Origin of the sequence: Ramlibacter sp. (assembly GCF_028292805.1) — a bacterium.
Lineage (GTDB): Bacteria > Pseudomonadota > Gammaproteobacteria > Burkholderiales > Burkholderiaceae_C > Ramlibacter.
Window position 1 is genome coordinate 1 of the sequence record NZ_JAQGLS010000091.1, and the last position, 16,260, is coordinate 16,260.

Here is a 16,260-nt window from a genome sequence, read left to right on the forward strand (position 1 = left end):
GCCGCCGCCATAGCCGCCGCTGCCCGCGTAGCCGCCTCCACCGGAGCCAGCGCCCGAGTGGCCACCGCCACCCTGGCCGCCGTCGGAACCATAGCCGCCGTGGCCAGCTTGGCCGCCCTGGCCACCCTGGCCACCCGAGGCGCTCCGGCCACCTCCGCCTTCGTGTCCGCCGCTCGCGCCATGGCCGCTGCGGGGCGGGCTCGACGGCGGGCGCTTGACCCGCGCGCTCAGGTCGATCTCCGGCAGCACGCCGCGGCCAATCAGGAACTCGTTGGCATCGCGATACCCTTGCACCGCCCGCGGCGTGATGTGCAGCGCGATCACGTCCTTGGCGGCGGTCCAGGTCTCGCGCGAGAGCTTGCAGGCCATCCACTGCTCGACCATCAGCTGCGCCAGCGCCTCCGGCCGCAGCACGTCTTCGGCCGCCAGGTCGTCGCCGCCCTCCAGGTGGGTCACCCGCAGCCGCAGGTCGTTCAGGTCCCAGACTGCCTTTTCCTGCACCGCCATGGCCAGGCGCGAGGACAGGATCTTGTTTTCGACCACGTCGTCGCCGATCAGCTCCAGGCTGGTCACCTGCATCCGGTTGCGGCCGCTGGCGGTGGGGGTGGGGGGAACCATGGCGCGGCGCCAGGCACGCACCGTGCCCTCGGCCCAGCGCGCGGCTTCCTTCTCGAACTCCACCAGGGCGTCACGCCGCGCGTGCATGTCGCGGCTGCTCTGGGCCGTGTTCATGGCCTCGCCCAGCGCCGTTCGCACCGCCTCGGACAGCTCCGGCAACACCGCCTCCATGTGGGCCACGAAGCGCTCACGCGCTTGGCGGGCCAGTGGCGTCGCGGCGGGTGTGAGGGTGGACGACATGGACCGGGCGCTTCTCAGACGGTGGCGCCCGCGTTCGGGTCGTTCGGGTCGCCTTCACGCTTGCCGGTGCCCTTGACCAGGTCCTCGCGCTTGATGCCCAGCCACATGGCGATGGCGGCGGCGACGAACACCGACGAATAGATGCCGAACAGGATGCCGATGGTCAGCGCCAGCGCGAAGTAGTACAGCGTGGCGCCCCCGAACAGCAGCATCGACAGCACCATGACCTGGGTCGAGCCGTGGGTGATGATGGTTCGGCTGATGGTGGACGTGATCGCGTGGTCGATGGTCTGCGCCGGCGTCAGCTTGCGGTTGCGCCGGAAGCTCTCGCGGATCCGGTCGAAGATCACCACCGACTCGTTGACCGAGTAGCCCAGCACCGCCAGCACCGCCGCCAGCACCGCCAGCGAGAACTCCCACTGGAAGAAGGCGAAAAAGCCCAGGATGATGATCACGTCGTGCATGTTGGCGACGATCGCCGCCACCGCGAACTTCCATTCGAAGCGGACGGCCAGGTACAGCATGATGCCGATCACCACCATGGCCAGCGCCTTGATGCCGTCGGTGGCGAGCTCCTCGCCCACCTGGGGCCCGACGAACTCGGTCCGCTTGAGCACCAGGGCCGGGTCGACGGCCTTCAGAGCCGCAAAAACCCGGTCGCTCTGTTGCGCAGAACTCACGCCTTTTTGCGCCGGCAGCCGGATCATGACGTCGCGGGCGGTGCCGAAGTTCTGCACTTGCACGTCGCTCAAGCCCAGCGCGGCCACGCTCTTGCGCACCGATTCCACGTCCGCGGGTTGCGAATACTGCACCTGCATGACCGTGCCGCCGGTGAATTCCACCGACAGATGCAGGCCCTTGGTGGCCAGGAAAAACACGGCTGCCAGGAAGGTCAACACGGAAATCGCGTTCAAAATCAACGCGTTCCGCATGAACGGGATGTCCCGACGGATCTTGAAAAACTCCACTTTCGTCCTTCCCGTGGCGGCCGCCCCCGCCGCCCGGCCCAAGGGCGCGGAGCGGCCGGGACTGGCGCCCGATGTTTACTCTGCCTTGGTTATAGCGCCATCGGCGTCCGCCCGCCAGACCGTCCCGATGGAAACCGACTTCAGTTTCTTCTTGCGGCCGTACCAGAGGTTGACCAGGCCGCGGGAGAAGAAGACCGCCGAGAACATCGACGTCAGGATGCCCAGGCAGTGCACCACCGCGAATCCGCGCACCGGCCCCGAGCCGAACGCCAGCAAGGCCACGCCGGCGATCAGGGTGGTGACGTTGGAGTCCAGGATGGTCGCCCAGGCCCGGTCGTAGCCGGCGTGAATCGCGCCCTGCGGCGAGGCGCCGGCGCGCAGTTCCTCCCGGATCCGTTCGTTGATCAGCACGTTCGAGTCGATCGCCATGCCCAGCGCCAGCGCCATGGCCGCCATGCCCGGCAGCGTCAGCGTGGCCTGCAGCATCGACAGCACCGCCACCAGCAGCAGCAGGTTGAAGGCCAGCGCGATGCTGGAGAACACCCCGAACAGGTTGTAGTAGATGATCATGAACGCGCAGATGGCCGCGAAGCCCCAGGCCACGCTGTGGAAGCCCTTGGCGATGTTCTCGGCGCCGAGCGACGGGCCGATGGTCATTTCCTCGATGATCTCCATCGGCGCGGCCAGTGAGCCGGCGCGCAGCAGCAGCGCCGTGTCGTTGGCTTCCACCGTCGTCATCTGGCCGGAGATCTGCACCCGGCCGCCGCCGATCTCACTGCGGATCACCGGCGCCGTCACCACCTCGCCCTTGCCCTTCTCGAACAGGATGATGGCCATGCGCTTGCCGATGTTCTCGCGCGTGATGTCGCGGAAGATGCGCGAGCCCTTGGCGTCCAGCGTCAGGTGCACCGCGGCTTCCTGGGTCTGGCTGTCGAAGCCGGCCTGGGCGTCGGTCAGATTCTCGCCGGTCAGCACGACCTGCTTCTTGACGATGATCGGGCGGCCGTCGCGCTCCAGGAAGCGCTCGGAGCCGAACGGCACCGGCCCGGCGCCGAGCTCGGCCGAGCGACCTTCGGCGCTTTCGTCCACCATCCGAACCTCCAGCGTGGCGGTGCGCCCCAGGATGTCCTTGGCCTTGGCGGTGTCCTGCACGCCGGGCAGCTGCACCACGATGCGGTCCAGCCCCTGCTGCTGGATCACCGGCTCGGCCACGCCGAGCTCGTTGATCCGGTTGTGCAGGGTCACCATGTTCTGCTTGAGCGCCTGGTCCTGCACCAGCCGGGCCGCTTCCTGCTTGATCGTGGCCCGCACCAGGGTGGCCTCGCCCTCGGCCACCTCGGCCAGCAGCAGGTCGGGGAACTGGTCGGCCAGCACGGTACGCGCCGACTGCAGCGCCGCCGGGTCCCGAAAGCGCACTTCGACCGTCTGCCCGTTGCGGGTGATGCCGGCGTGGCGGATGTTCTTTTCGCGCAGGATGGTGCGCAGGTCGCCGGTGAAGGACTCGGCCTTCTTGGTCAGCGCGGCCTGCATGTCCACCTGCAGCATGAAGTGCACGCCGCCGCGCAGATCCAGGCCCAGGTACATCGGCTGCGCGCGCAGCGCGGCCAGCCAGTTGGGCGTGGCCGACAGCAGGTTCAGCGCCACCACATAGGGAGGATCGGTCGGGTCGGGCACCAGCGCGCGCTGGATCGCGTCCTTGGCCTTGAGCTGCACGTCGGCGCTGTCCAGGCGGACCTTGATCGAGTTGGCGTCGCGGGCGATCGAGCGCGGCTGGATGCCGGCCTGCGCCAGCGCCTGCTCGACGCGCGCCTGCGTGGCCGCTTCGACGCGGACGGTGGCCTTGCCGGCGGAGACCTGGACGGCCGGATCTTCACCGAAGAAGTTGGGCAGGGTGTAGATCACCCCGATGAGCAGCGCGACCGCGATGATCACGTACTTCCATAGCGGGTAACGGTTCATGTTTGCGTTGAGCGTCAGCGTTGGGCGTCGAGCGTGAAAGCGGGAGCGAGCGCGGCCTCCACGCTCAAGGCCGAACGCTCACCGTCGAACACGGTTATTTCAGCGAGCCCTTGGGCAGGACCTGGACCACGGCGGTGCGCTGCAGCTGCACTTCCACGCCCGAGGCGATCTCGACGCTCACGTAATTGTCACCGAGCTTGGTGACCTTGCCGATCAGGCCGCCGGAGGTGGCGACTTCGTCACCCTTGGCCAGGGCTTCGATCATGGAGCGGTGCTCCTTCTGGCGCTTCATCTGCGGCCGGATCATGACGAAGTACAGCACGACGAACATCAACACCAGCGGCAGCATGCTCATCAGGGAGTCTTGCATGCCGCCGCCAGTGGCGGCGGCCGGCGCCGCTTGGGCGAAGGCGGAAGAAATCAGCACGGTGTCTCCAGGGGGCCGGGTGGCCGCTTTAACAAGGATGGTCGCCCGGGGCGCAGCCGGCACGGCCGGCCCGGGTGCCACGGGAAGAAGCCGGATTGTATGCGCCGGGCCGCGCGGCGGCACGGCGGCGAGGCCATGGCCCCGCCGCCGCCGGGCGCTTCAGGCCGCCTGCCGCTCGGCGGCGCCGCCGCGCCACTGCTGCAGCAAGGCGTCCCACCGGGGGCGGGCCGCGGCCAGGTTGCGCTCCTTGACGTGGCCGTAGCCCTTGATCTGCTCGACGACGCGGGCAATGTCCACGGCCAGCCCGTGGTTGGCGGGCGTCAGCCGCTCGACCAGCTCCTGCACGGTGCGGCGGTAGTCCTGGACCAGGGCGCGTTCGGTGCGGCGCTCCTGGGTCCGCCCGAACGGGTCGAAGGCGGTGCCGCGCAAACCCCTGAGCCGGGCCAGCAGCCGGAACAGCTGGAAAGTGGCGGGGCCGAACTTGCGCTTGACCAGCTCGCCCTTGCCGTTCTTCTTCGCGATCATGGGCGGCGCCAGGTGGTAGTGGATCTTGTAGTCGCCTTCGAACCGGGCCGCGATCTTTTCGCGAAAGCCCGTTTCAGCATGCAACCGCGCCACCTCATACTCGTCCTTGTACGCCATCAGCCTGAACAGGCCGCGCGCCACCGCTTCGGTCAGGGCGGTCCTGCCCAGCGGCGCCTCGGCGGCGCGCACGCGCTCCACCAGCTCCCGGTAGCTGGCAGCGTAGCGGGCGTCCTGGTAGTCGGTGAGGAACTCGACGCGGCGCTCGACCAAGCCATCGACGGTCTCGCGCTTCTTGAACTCGATCACCTGCGCCGGGCGCAGCAGCGCCTCGATCCGGCCCAGGTCGTGGGCGGCATGCCGGCCCCATTCGAAAGCAGCCTTGTTGGCGTCGACGGCCACGGCGTTCAGCTCGATGGCGCGCAGCAGGGATTCGCGGCCCAGCGGTACCCAGCCGCGCTGCCAGGCGTAACCCAGCAACATCGGGTTGGTGTAGATGCTGTCGCCCATCAACTGCGCAGCGGCGGCGTCGGCGTCGAAGATGCCCAGCCCCTGGGGGCCGACCGCCTTGCCGATTTCGGCGCTGCACTCGGCGGCCGGGTTGGCCCAGTTGGCGTCGCGCACGAAGGCGGCCGTCGGCGCGCTGTGGGAGTTCAGCGCCACGCGGGTGCGGCCTTGCCGCATGCGGGCCACGGTTTCCTTGCCGCCGGTGACGATCGGGTCGCAGCCGATGATCAGGTCGGCCGCGGCCATGCTCACGCGCGTGGTGCGGATGGCGTCCTGATGGTCGGCGATCAACACGTGGCTCCAGGTGGCGCCGCCCTTTTGCGCCAGCCCGGCGGCGTCCTGGGTGACGATGCCGCGCCCTTCGATGTGCGCGGCCATGCCCAGCAGCTGGCCGATGGTGATGACGCCGGTGCCGCCGACACCGGCGACCACGATGCCGTAAGCCTCGTTCGTGCGCGGCAGCTGTGGCTCGGGCAGCTCGCCCAGTGCGAACGGCGAGGCCGCTTCCGTCTTGTCCTTGTCTTTGAGCTTGCCGCCCTCCACGGTGACGAAGCTGGGGCAAAAGCCCTTGAGGCAGCTGGTGTCCTTGTTGCAGGTGCTCTGGTTGATGGTGCGCTTGCGACCGAACTCGGTCTCCAGCGGTTCCACCGACAGGCAGTTGGACTGGACGCTGCAGTCGCCGCAGCCCTCGCAGACCAGGTCGTTGATCACCACCCGCACGGCCGGATCGACCAAGGCGCCGCGCTTGCGCCGGCGCCGTTTCTCGGTGGCGCAGGTCTGGTCGTAGATGATCACGGTGACGCCCGGGATCTCGCGGAACTCGCGCTGCACGCGATCGAGCTCGTCGCGGTGGAACACGTCAACGCCGGCCGGCAGCTTGGCGCCCTGGTACTTCTCGGGTTCGTCGGTCACCACCACCAGCTTGACCACGCCTTCGGCCGTCAGGCTGGCCGCGATCTGCAACACCGAGTGGCCCTCAGGCCGCTCACCGACCTGCTGGCCGCCGGTCATGGCGACGGCGTCGTTGTAAAGCACCTTGTAGGTGATGTTGGCGCTGGCGGCAATGGCCTGCCGGATCGCCAGCGAGCCGCTGTGGAAGTAGGTGCCGTCGCCCAGGTTGGCGAACATGTGCTTGTCGTTGGTGAACGGCTGCTGGCCGACCCAGGGCACGCCCTCGCCGCCCATCTGCGTGAAGCCGATGGTGGCCCGGTCCATCCAGGTGGCCATGAAGTGGCAGCCGATGCCGGCCATGGCGCGCGAGCCTTCCGGCACCACGGTGGAGGTGTTGTGCGGGCAGCCGGAGCAAAACCAGGGCATGCGGTCGCCCTTGATCTCCACCACCTGCATCGCCCGCTCCTTGGCCTGCAGGATCGCCAGCTGCGCCTCGATGCGCGCCAGGGTGTCGGGGTCCAGGCCCTGCTTCTTGAGGCGGTGCGCGATGGCGCGGGCGATCAGCGCCGGCGACAGGTCGGCGTTGGCGCGCAGCAGCGTGCGCGAGGTCGGGTTCGGCATCGACCATTCGCCGCCGGAGAAATCGCCTTCCTGGTCGTCGAACTTGCCCAGCACGTTGGGCCGCACGTCCGGCCGCCAGTTGTACAGCTCTTCCTTCAGCTGGTACTCGATGACCTGGCGCTTTTCCTCCACCACCAGGATCTCGCGCAGGCCTTGCGCGAACTCGCGCGTGCCCTGCGCCTCCAGCGGCCAGACCACGGCGACCTTGTGCAGGCGGATGCCCACCCGGCGGCAGGTGGCGTCGTCCAGGCCCAGGTCCAGCAAGGCCTGGCGGGTGTCGTTGTAGGCCTTGCCGCTGGCGATGATGCCGAAGCGGTCGTTCGGGCCTTCGATCACGTTGTGGTTCAGACGGTTGGCGCGGATGTAGGCCAGTGCCGCGTACCATTTGTAGTCGAAAAGGCGCGCTTCCTGGTCCAGTGCCACGTCCGGCCAGCGGATGTGGACGCCGCCGTCCGGCATCTGGAAATCCGTGGGGATGTTGATCTGTACCCGCTCCGGGTCGATCATCGCGGTGGCGCTGGACTCGACGATTTCCTGGATCGTCTTCATGCTGGACCAGACACCGGAGTAGCGGCTCATGGCGAAGGCGTGCAGGCCCAGGTCCAGGATTTCCTGCACCGAGGTCGGGAAGAACACCGGCAGGCCGCAAGCCTTGAAGATGTGGTCGCTCTGGTGGGCGGCGGTGGAACTCTTGGCCACGTGGTCGTCGCCGGCGATGGCGATGACGCCGCCCCAGGGCGTGGTGCCGGCCATGTTGGCGTGCTTGAACACGTCGGAGCAGCGGTCCACGCCGGGGCCCTTGCCGTACCAGATGCCGAACACGCCGTCGAACTTGTTGCTGCCGGCCGGGGCGAACCCGAGCTGCTGGGTGCCCCAGATCGCGGTGGCCGCCAGCTCCTCGTTGACGCCCGGCTGGAACACGATGTTCTGCGCCTGCAGGTACTTGCGCGCCTTCCACAACGCCTGGTCGTAGCCGCCCAGGGGCGAGCCGCGGTAGCCGCTGATGAAGCCGGCGGTGTTCTTGCCCTGCACCGCGTCGCGCTGGCGCTGCAGCATCGGCAGCTTGACCAGCGCCTGCACGCCGCTCATGAAGGCGCGCCCGTAGTCCAGCGAATACTTGTCGTCGAGAGTGACGGTTTCCAGCGCCTTGCGGATGTGTTCGGGCAGCGGTGCGTTCATGTCGTTTGCAGTCTCCGTGGGTCTGACCGAGTGTAGGGCGGCGGCGCGGATAAGTCTTTGCGTTGTGTGCCCTTTATCCCCTAGGATGAGCAAGACTCTTTCTTGAAACCGCCATTCATGGAAACACTTGATCGCTACGACATCCACATCCTGGGCGAGCTGCAAGCCGACGCCCGTCTGACCAACGCCGAACTGGCGCAACGGGTGGGCCTGTCGGCCGCGCCTTGCTGGCGGCGGGTGCGCGCGCTGGAGAAGGCCGGCTACATCCGCGGCTACCACGCGGAGATCGACCGCCGCAAGATCGGCCTGGGCGTGCTGGCCTTCGTGCGGCTGGATGCGCAGCGCACCACGGGCGAGGGCATGCGGGAGATGGAGGAGGCGATCCGCAAGATCCCGCAGATCGTTTCTTGCCACTACATCAGCGGCGCCGGCACCTTCGAGCTGCAGGTGGTGACGCGCGACCTGGACAGCTTTTCACAGTTCGTGCGCCTGGTGCTGATCAACCTGCCGAACGTGAAGGATCTGCACACCAGCTTTTCGCTGGGGGAGGTGAAGGCCAGTTCGAGCTGGCCGCTGGGGCAGCTTGCGAAGGAGTAGGGCAACTTCAAATCATCGAGGGTGGAGCCGCTCCAATCTTGCCGGGCCAGGACGGGGCAGCCCGCTTCGCGAGGCAAAGGAGGAGAAGGAGCGGGCGAAAGCGCGCGGGGGACATTCGCACCAAAGGGCGGCCCCTCCCTGGGCCGGCCCGAAGACAACAAGTCCGCACCCGCCTGAACGGGAATGACGGAATCACCGCGGCCACAGCACCCACAGCGCCAGCGGCTGCTTCAACCGTCCCGCCACTTCGCCGGCGCCCTCGCCCCAGCCGACGAAGTAGTCCGCCCGCACCGCACCGACGATGGCGCTGCCGGTGTCCTGCGCCAGCACCAGCCGCTGCAGGTTCAGCAGCGGCCCGGGCGTAGCCAGCCAGACCGGCGTGCCGTACGGAATGCTTTCCCGGTCCACCGCGATCGAGCGGCCCGGCGTCAACGGCACGCCCTGGGCGCCGCGCGGGCCGAAGGCGGCGTCCAGGTCCGACAGCGGCTCCTCGCGAAAGAACGTCGTTCGCGGATTGGCCCACAGCATCTCCTGCACCCGCTGCGGGTTGGCCCGGGCCCAGGCCTTGATGCCGGGCCAGGACGCATCGCGGATCGCGCCTTGCTGCAGCAGCCAGCCGCCCACGCTGCGGTACGGATGGTCGTTGGTGCCGGCGAACGCCAGCCGCACCGTGACGATGCGGCCGTCCGGCTCCGTCACCCGCACCCGGCCCGAGCCCTGGATCTGCAAGGTCAGCGCGTCCAGCGGATCGGCCAGGTAGACGATCTCGCGGCCGCGCAAGGCGGCCCGCGCCTGCGGCGAGCTGTCCATTTCCTGGCGGCTGTACCAGGGGCGGCGGGCACCGAAATCGGCCGGCAGCCGGTACAGCGGCACCTGCTGCGTGGCCGTGGGCAGCCGAGAGCCATCGAGCACGGGCTCGTAGTACCCGGTCAGCAAACCCTCGGCGCCGGGCTGCAACGGTTCGACCCGGTACGGCTGCAGCCGCTGCTGCATCCAGGCGCGCTGCTCATCCGGCCCGGCAATCGACAGGCGCCGCACCTCGGGGCTCAGGGTCGCCAGCGCCTCGGGCGGGCGCTCGCAGCTGCGGATCCAGGCGTTCCAGGCCTCGTGCAGGCTGTCGCTCTCGAAGCCGGGCAGTTCGGACCAGCGCACCGGCTGCCAGCGGCTCTTGCCTTGCAGCAGCGCCGGTGGCAGCGGCACGCCGTCGTCCGGCGCGGCGGGCAGCGGAGGCGCCGCGCCGGACGACGGCGCAGCGCGGGGCCAGGGTGAAGAATCGGGCGGGAGGGGCACGGAGCCGCAAGCCGCCAGCATTCCTACAATGGCGGTCAACCAAAGGACACGGGACATGCTGCTGATTCTGCTTGAAGCCTTGCTGGCGCTGCTGCTGCTGGTGGGCATCGTGTGGTGGACCATGTTCTCGGGCCGCAAGGGCGGGGAGCCGCCGCGGCGGGACGACGAGCCGCCCAAGGACTAAAGGTCGCGCAGCAGGTTGGCCAGTTCGACCGCCGACTTCACTTCCATCTTGTCGAAGACGCGGGCCCGGTGCACTTCCACCGTGCGCACGCTGATTGTCAGCTGGTCGGCGATCAGCTTGTTGGGCAGGCCCTTGGCCACCAGCCGCATGACGTCGCGCTCGCGCTCGGTCAGCTCCTCCAGCCGCGTGAGCAGCAAGCCTTTTTCCTTTTGCGCCGCCAGCACCTGCTGCGAGCGCCCCAGGGCCTCCTCGATGCGGTCGACCAGCGCGTTGTCGGAAAACGGTTTCTCGCAGAAATCGAAGGCGCCGCGCTTGACCATGTCGACCGCGGTCGGCACGTCGGCATGGCCGGTCAGGAAGATCACCGGCAGCGCCTCCACCAGCCGCCGCTGCAACAGCTGCTCGAACAGCGCCAGCCCGCTCATGCCCGGCATGCGCACGTCCAGCAGCAGGCAGCACGGCTCGGTGGGCTGGAAGCCCCGCTCCAGCATCGCGGCGAACTCCTCGGCGCTGGCGAAAGTCTCGGACAGCAGGCGACGCGAGCGCAGCAGCCAGGCCAGCGCCTCGCGCACGCCGGCGTCGTCGTCGACGATGAAGACGGTGGCGTCGGCGGCAGGTTGCATCAGGTGGGATTGCCGGGAGCAGCCGGCAGGGTGAAACGGAAAATGGTACCGCGCGGCAGGTTGGACTCGAAAGCCAGCGCGCCGCCATGCTGCTCCACCACCGTGCGGCACAGGCTCAGGCCCAGGCCCATGCCTTCGGCCTTGGTGGTGAAGAACGGCGTGAACAGCTGCGCCTTGACCTCGTCGGCGATGCCCGGGCCGACGTCGGTCACGGAAAATTCCAGCCAACGCTGGCCACCTTCGGCCGCGGCGGTGGCGCGCACCTGCAGCAGCAGCGAAGGCTGGGCCGCGCTGGCCTCGTCCATCGCCTGCATGGCGTTGCGCGCCAGGTTCAGCAACACCTGCTCGACCATCGTGCGGTCGCACAGCACCGGCGGCAGCCCGGGCGCCACCCGGCTTTCGACCCGCACGCCCAGCTTGCGCGCCTGCAGGTTCACCAGCGGCATGATCGCCTCCAGCAGCGCCGGCGGCGCCACCAGTTCGCGCGCCTGGACCCGGCGCCGCACGAAGTCGTGCACGCTCTTGATGACGCGACCGGCGCGGTCGGCCTGTTCCGCGATCCGCGAGAGCGCCAGCCGCAGGTCGTCGGCGGCCGCCGGTTCGTGCTGCAGCAGGTTGAGCGAGCCGGTCGCGTAGCTGGCGATCGCCGCCAGCGGCTGGTTCAGCTCGTGGCTCAGGAGCGACGCCATCTCGCCCACCGTCGCCAGCCGGGCCGTCGCCTGCAGCCGCTCCTGGCTGGCGCGCGAAAGCTCCTCCACCCGGCGCTGCTCGCTGATGTCCAGCACCGCGCTCATCCAGCCGGTTTGCAGGCCCAGGGCGTTGATCAGCGGCGCTTCGATGATCAGCACCGGGAAGCGGGTGCCGTCCTGGCGCATGAACACCGACTCGAAGCCGGCGCGCGGCGGCGTCGTGCCAGCCGCCAGCCGCACGGTCTGGCGGCGGCTGTATTCCTCGCGCAGTTCCGGCGGCCAGTAAGGCGGCTCGCTCTGGCCCAGCAGCGCCTCGGCCGAAAAGCCGACCATCTCGCAGAAGGCCGGGTTGACATAGGTGGTGCGGCCCTGCAGGTCGCGCGCCCGCAGGCCGGTCACCAGCGAATCCTCCATCGCCTTGCGAAAGGCCAGCGCATCGGCCAGGTCTTCTTCCACCTGCAGCCGGCGGCGCGTGTCGTGGCCGAGCATGAACATCACCGTCACCAGGGCGATCGACATCACGGTGACGAGCGCCGTCAGCACGTTGGGGAACAGGTCGGGCTGCGAGCGCCAGCTGTCCATGCGCAGCACCATGGTGCTGCCCGGCAGGTCGAGCAGCTGCAACGCTGTGAAGACACGGCTGCCGCGCCGCGCCAGCCCGTGCATCGCCAGCCGGGTACCGTCGGCCTCGGTGAACGACACCTCCTGGCTGCGCCCGAGCTGCGGGCCGATGCGGGCCGCCAGCAGCTCGCCGAGCGAATAAGTGGCCACCAGGTAGCCGGTCAGCTGGCCGGCGCTGACCTGCGGCACGCACAGCTCCATCAGCTCCAGCCCGAGCCCGTCGAGCTGGGGCACGAAATGGCTGCGGGCATAGGCATGGCTGCTCAGGCGCCGGCCGGTGGCGCAGGCCTGCTGCACTTCCGCCTGCGCGTTGGCGCGGCCGAGCCGGGCGAACACCGGCGGCCGGTACGGCGTCTCGGCGGCGGCCAGGATTTCCAGCCGCGGCCCGCGCCATTCGATGCGGACCCACTCGCGGTTGACCCGCAGCAACTGGTCGGCTTGTTGCTGCCAGGCCTCCGACGATGGATGGCCCGCCTGCAGCGCCTGCAGGTCCTGCACGTTGCGGGTCAACGCCGAGCGGATGTCGCTCAGCGCATCGGCGCCGTCGCGCTCGACGTTGCTCTGGGCCTGGCTGGCCTCGTAGCGCGCCGCCAGCCAGACCAGGGTGGCGAGCAGCGCCAGCACCAGCCCGCCGAGCAGCCCCCACAGCGACAGCCGCCGCCACGAGGGCCGCCGGCGCGGCCCGGACACGGGCGCGCCGCCTGGCGCGGCGAGCACGACAGCGCTCACAAGACGCGATGCGCCAGCGCGGGCAACTGGCCCCGCACCTGGGCCAGCCGCTGCACCGTGATTTCGGCCAGCACCACGCCTTCGCCGTCGTCGGCGCGCTGTGCCAGTAGCTGGCCCCAGGGATCGACCACCATCGAGTGGCCCCAGGTGCGGCGGCCGTTCTCATGGCGGCCGCCTTGCGCCGGCGCCGCGACGTAGGCGAGGTTCTCCACCGCGCGGGCGCGCAGCAGCAGCTCCCAGTGGGCCTCGCCGGTGACGTGGGTGAAGGCGCTGGGCACCAGCAGCAGGTCGGCGGCCAGCGCGCGGTACAGCTCGGGAAAGCGCAGGTCGTAGCAGACCGACAGCCCGACGCGCCAGCCGTGGCCGTCGCGCGAAGGCAGCACGAACGACTGCGGCGCGCCGCCCGCTTCGATCACGCGCGACTCGTCGTACTGCTCGCGCCCGTTGTCGAACTTGAACAGGTGGATCTTGTCGTAGCGCGCCACGCACTCGCCTTGCGGCGAGAAGGCCAGGCTGGTGTTGCGCACGTGCTGCGCGCTGGCCGCCGCCAGCGGCAGCGTGCCGCCCACGATCCAGATCCCGAGCGAGCGCGCGTGGTCGGCCAGGAAGTCTTGCACCGTCCCGGCGCCGAACGCCTCGCGCAGGGCCAGCTTGTCGGCTTCGTTCCGCCCCATCAGGCAGAAGTACTCCGGCAGCACGGCCAGCTCGGCGCCCGCGCGCGCGGCCTGCGTCAGCAACGCGCCGGCGCGTTCGAGGTTGGCCTGCAGGCTGGTGCCGGAGACGGTCTGGATGGCGGCGATCTTCATGCTGTGGCTCCCGTCAGCGCGCCACTGGCGCCGGTTGCGCGTTGACCGTCGCCTCGCGCGGGGCGGCCGGCGTGCGCGGCACGCGGCGCACCCGCGGGTCGGCCCAGGTGCCGTCGATCTGGAACTCCTGGGTGGCCGCGCGCTGCAGCGGCTCGCGCAGGAAGTACTGGGCCAGGAAGGTGCCAAGGCCGATGGCGGGATTGATCACCGTCGCCACCAGCGAGGCGGTGCCGGCGTTGATCTCGGGCACCACCACCACCTTGAGCTCCTGCGTCTCGCGCGCGATGTCGGCCTTGCCCTCCATCAGCACCGCCGCGTTGACGCCCTTCATCTGCAGATTGTTGGTGGCAGCCATGCCTTGCTCGATCGTCACGTCGCCGCGCACGAAGTCGAACTGGAAGCCTTCGCTGAACACGTCGCGAAAGTCCAGCGTCAGCCGCCGCGGCAGCGACTGCAGGCTCAGCACGCCCAGCAGCTTGGCCAGCCCCGGCTCGGCCTTGAGGAACTGGCCGGATTCGACGTTGATGTTGAAGTTGCCGGCCAGGCTGGGATAGTCCAGCGCCAGCGGCGAGCCGGCCCAGGCCACCGTGCCCTCCATGGTGCCGCGGCCGCGCCGCACGATGTCCTTCATGCCAAAGCGCGCCAGCACCTGGCCGGCGTCGGCGATCTCCAGGCGGAACTTCATGGCCGTGCGGCGGCGCTCGTTGGCCGGCGCCGCCGCGCTCGCGTCCAGCGCCGCCCAGTTGCCCGAAGCGGAAAACCGCAGGTCCGGCGTCGCCAGGCTCAGGCGATTCAGGCGCCATTCGCGGATGCCGCCCTCGCGCGCCACGGCGCCGGCGCCGCGGTTGACGGCGTCGATTTCCAGCCGCCCCAGCTTGCGTCCCTTCAGCTCGAAGTCTTCCACCACGATGTCCAGGGCCGGAATGCTGCCCGGTTGCTGTTCCAGCAGGGCTTCGACTTCGGAGGCGGCGGCGGCGCCGATGGTCAGCCGCGCCAGCCGCGCATGCAGCCGGCCGGCGCCGGTGTTCTGCGGCTGGCGGTATTCCACCACGCCACTGAGTTCCTGCGCATCGATGTTGGCGCGCCAGGTGCGGTCTTCGCGCGTGCCGTTGACGACCACGTTGTGCAGCGTGCGCCCCTCGACCCCCAGTTCGCGCGCCCGCAGCGCCATCACCGTGGGCAGGTACGCCAGCGCCCCGGCGCCGTCGGCCGTGGTGGTGGCTTGCGCCGGCGCGCTGGTGGCGTCGCCGGCCACGCGCTCCAGCGTCTGCTCCCAGGCGTCGATGTTGAAGCTGGCCAGCTGCACCTTGGCATGCACGCCCTCGGTCGGCAAGGCCAGCGTCTCGCCCGGCGCCAGGCCGACGGCGATGCCGCCGCGCAGCACCCTGGGCTCGGGCTGCGAGACGTCGCGCAGGTAGGTGACGGCGGCGATGCGGCCGATCTCGACCGACAGCGTCTCGTGCAAGGGCGCGGAGGCGCCGCCCGCCTGCGACTCGCGCGTCAGCGCCGTCTCGTAGCGCAGCGGCAGCACCGCCTCGGCCGTCTTGTTCAAGGGCGCCGGCAAGTTCAGCGCCATCCCCTGCAGGTTGCTGGTGACCAGCAGTTCCGCGTGCTTGCGGGGAAAGCCGAGCGTCAGCTGGTAGCCGGTACTGCCGCTGAAATCGCGCGCCAGCCGCGCCGCATGACCGAGTTCACGCGCCTGGCGCAGGCCGTCGGCCGTGACGGTGCCCTGCGCCCGCAGCTGCACCCAGGCCGGCTCGCCCGCCGCGCCGGCGCGGGTGCCGCCTTCCAGCCGCACGTCGCCGCCGAGCGCGCGCGCCTGCACGTCGGCCAGCTGGAAGCCTTGCTCGGTGAACTGCACGGCGCCGCGCGCGCGCGCCAGCAACGGGCTGTCGGGGGTGATCTGCACGTCGTTGCCGGCCAGCGTGACCGTGCCGCGCACCTGCGAGCGGGCCAGCTCGCCCACTGGCAGCACCAGCGCCAGATCGACCTGGGCATTGCCGGTGCCGGTGCTGCGCGCCAGCGCCTGGTTCAGGCTCGCCGCCAGCGGCGAGCCGTTGACGACCGCCAGCGATTCCGCCAGTGGCCCGCTGACGCGCGCCTCCACCCGGACTTCGGTGTGGGCGAAATCGGGGATGCGGGTCTCCACCTTCGCCTGCAACCGCGGCGCGTCGGCGAAGCGAGCGGTAGCGCCCCTGACCTGCATGCCGTTGCCCTGGAACACCAGCTCGCCGGCCAGGCCGGTCAGCGCCGGCCAGCGCCCGGCCTCGCCCGCCGACGGGTGCGGCACATAGGCCAGGTCGACATCGCGCACCCGCGCGGTGACCAGGAACTCGCCCTGCTTGCCATCGGCAAAAGGAAAGTGGCGCAGGTCGCCGCGGATCCGGAACTTCGCATCGGAGGCGCTGCCGGCCAGCACCGCGTCGCGCACGTAGGCGCGGGCCTCGCGGTCCACCCCCAGCGGCAGGTAGCGCCAGACGCGGGCGCCGTCGGCGCGGCTGATGGCGGCATCCAGTTCGAGCGTGCCCGGCTCGCCGGCGGCGGCGCGGCGCCAACTGAAGCGCCCCTCGCCCTGGGCATCGGCGTTGGCGAACTTCAGGCGTTCGACCGTGGCACTGAGCTGCTCGCCCTGCCGCTGCCAGCTCACGTCCGCGCCCAGGCTGGCCATGGTCAGCACCGGCTCCTCGAACACCCCGGGGAACTCCAGCGCGCCGTCGGCGATGGCCAGCCGCGCCTTGCCGCCGTCCTGCGTCAGCTCGAAGTCCAGCGCCGCGCCGCGCAGCCCCGGC

The 16,260-nt window shown here is 70.0% G+C and carries 12 protein-coding genes; 2 read left to right on the forward strand and 10 right to left on the reverse strand.

The features are described from left to right. The 5 genes from JWP65_RS04880 to JWP65_RS04900 all read right to left on the reverse strand — a co-directional run. The coding region (locus JWP65_RS04880; protein WP_299760888.1) for a DUF1631 family protein at positions 1–858 on the reverse strand (858 nt) is incomplete at its 3' end. A 14-nt stretch (positions 859–872) separates the two neighbouring features. Continuing rightward, positions 873–1,826: a protein translocase subunit SecF gene (gene secF / locus JWP65_RS04885; RefSeq protein ID WP_299760890.1), complete on the reverse strand. Its 954-nt coding sequence runs from the start codon at positions 1,824–1,826 to the stop codon at positions 873–875. Positions 1,827–1,901: 75 nt separating this feature from the next. After that, positions 1,902–3,785: a protein translocase subunit SecD gene (secD, locus tag JWP65_RS04890; protein ID WP_299760892.1), complete on the reverse strand. Its 1,884-nt coding sequence runs from the start codon at positions 3,783–3,785 to the stop codon at positions 1,902–1,904. A gap of 94 nt (positions 3,786–3,879) precedes the next feature. Beyond that, positions 3,880–4,212 (reverse strand): preprotein translocase subunit YajC, encoded by a 333-nt coding sequence (gene yajC, locus JWP65_RS04895; RefSeq protein WP_299760894.1) that lies wholly within the window; start codon positions 4,210–4,212, stop codon positions 3,880–3,882. Positions 4,213–4,371: 159 nt separating this feature from the next. After that, positions 4,372–7,932, reverse strand: coding sequence for an indolepyruvate ferredoxin oxidoreductase family protein (locus tag JWP65_RS04900; protein WP_299760896.1), 3,561 nt, complete (start codon positions 7,930–7,932; stop codon positions 4,372–4,374). Between the two features lie 117 nt (positions 7,933–8,049). Between JWP65_RS04900 and JWP65_RS04905 the strand changes: the two genes are divergently transcribed. Then, on the forward strand, positions 8,050–8,529 hold the full coding sequence (locus JWP65_RS04905) for an Lrp/AsnC family transcriptional regulator (RefSeq protein WP_299760899.1): 480 nt from the start codon (positions 8,050–8,052) through the stop codon (positions 8,527–8,529). A gap of 192 nt (positions 8,530–8,721) precedes the next feature. Here JWP65_RS04905 and JWP65_RS04910 read toward each other — a convergent pair whose 3' ends face one another. After that, complete coding sequence (locus tag JWP65_RS04910) at positions 8,722–9,927, reverse strand: MltA domain-containing protein (protein ID WP_299760901.1); 1,206 nt, start codon at positions 9,925–9,927, stop codon at positions 8,722–8,724. On the opposite strand from JWP65_RS04910, the gene JWP65_RS04915 reads away from it, so the two are divergent. Next, the gene (locus JWP65_RS04915; RefSeq protein WP_299760903.1) at positions 9,875–10,003 is read left to right on the forward strand and encodes a hypothetical protein; all 129 of its coding nucleotides are present in this window, start codon (positions 9,875–9,877) and stop codon (positions 10,001–10,003) included. The two genes, JWP65_RS04910 and JWP65_RS04915, sit on opposite strands and share 53 nt — an antisense overlap. Here JWP65_RS04915 and JWP65_RS04920 read toward each other — a convergent pair. The 4 genes from JWP65_RS04920 to JWP65_RS04935 all read right to left on the reverse strand — a co-directional run. Further along, positions 10,000–10,626: a response regulator gene (locus JWP65_RS04920; protein WP_299760905.1), complete on the reverse strand. Its 627-nt coding sequence runs from the start codon at positions 10,624–10,626 to the stop codon at positions 10,000–10,002. The genes JWP65_RS04915 and JWP65_RS04920 overlap by 4 nt on opposite strands. Beyond that, a complete protein-coding gene (locus JWP65_RS04925; RefSeq protein ID WP_299760907.1) occupies positions 10,626–12,626 on the reverse strand; it encodes an ATP-binding protein in 2,001 nt (666 codons plus the stop codon). Before JWP65_RS04925 ends, JWP65_RS04920 begins: the two co-directional genes overlap by 1 nt. 35 nt (positions 12,627–12,661) lie before the next feature. Beyond that, positions 12,662–13,471: a carbon-nitrogen hydrolase family protein gene (locus JWP65_RS04930; RefSeq protein ID WP_299760909.1), complete on the reverse strand. Its 810-nt coding sequence runs from the start codon at positions 13,469–13,471 to the stop codon at positions 12,662–12,664. Between the two features lie 13 nt (positions 13,472–13,484). Next, positions 13,485–16,260: YhdP family protein (locus JWP65_RS04935; protein WP_299760911.1), on the reverse strand; the 2,776-nt coding region annotated here is incomplete at its 5' end.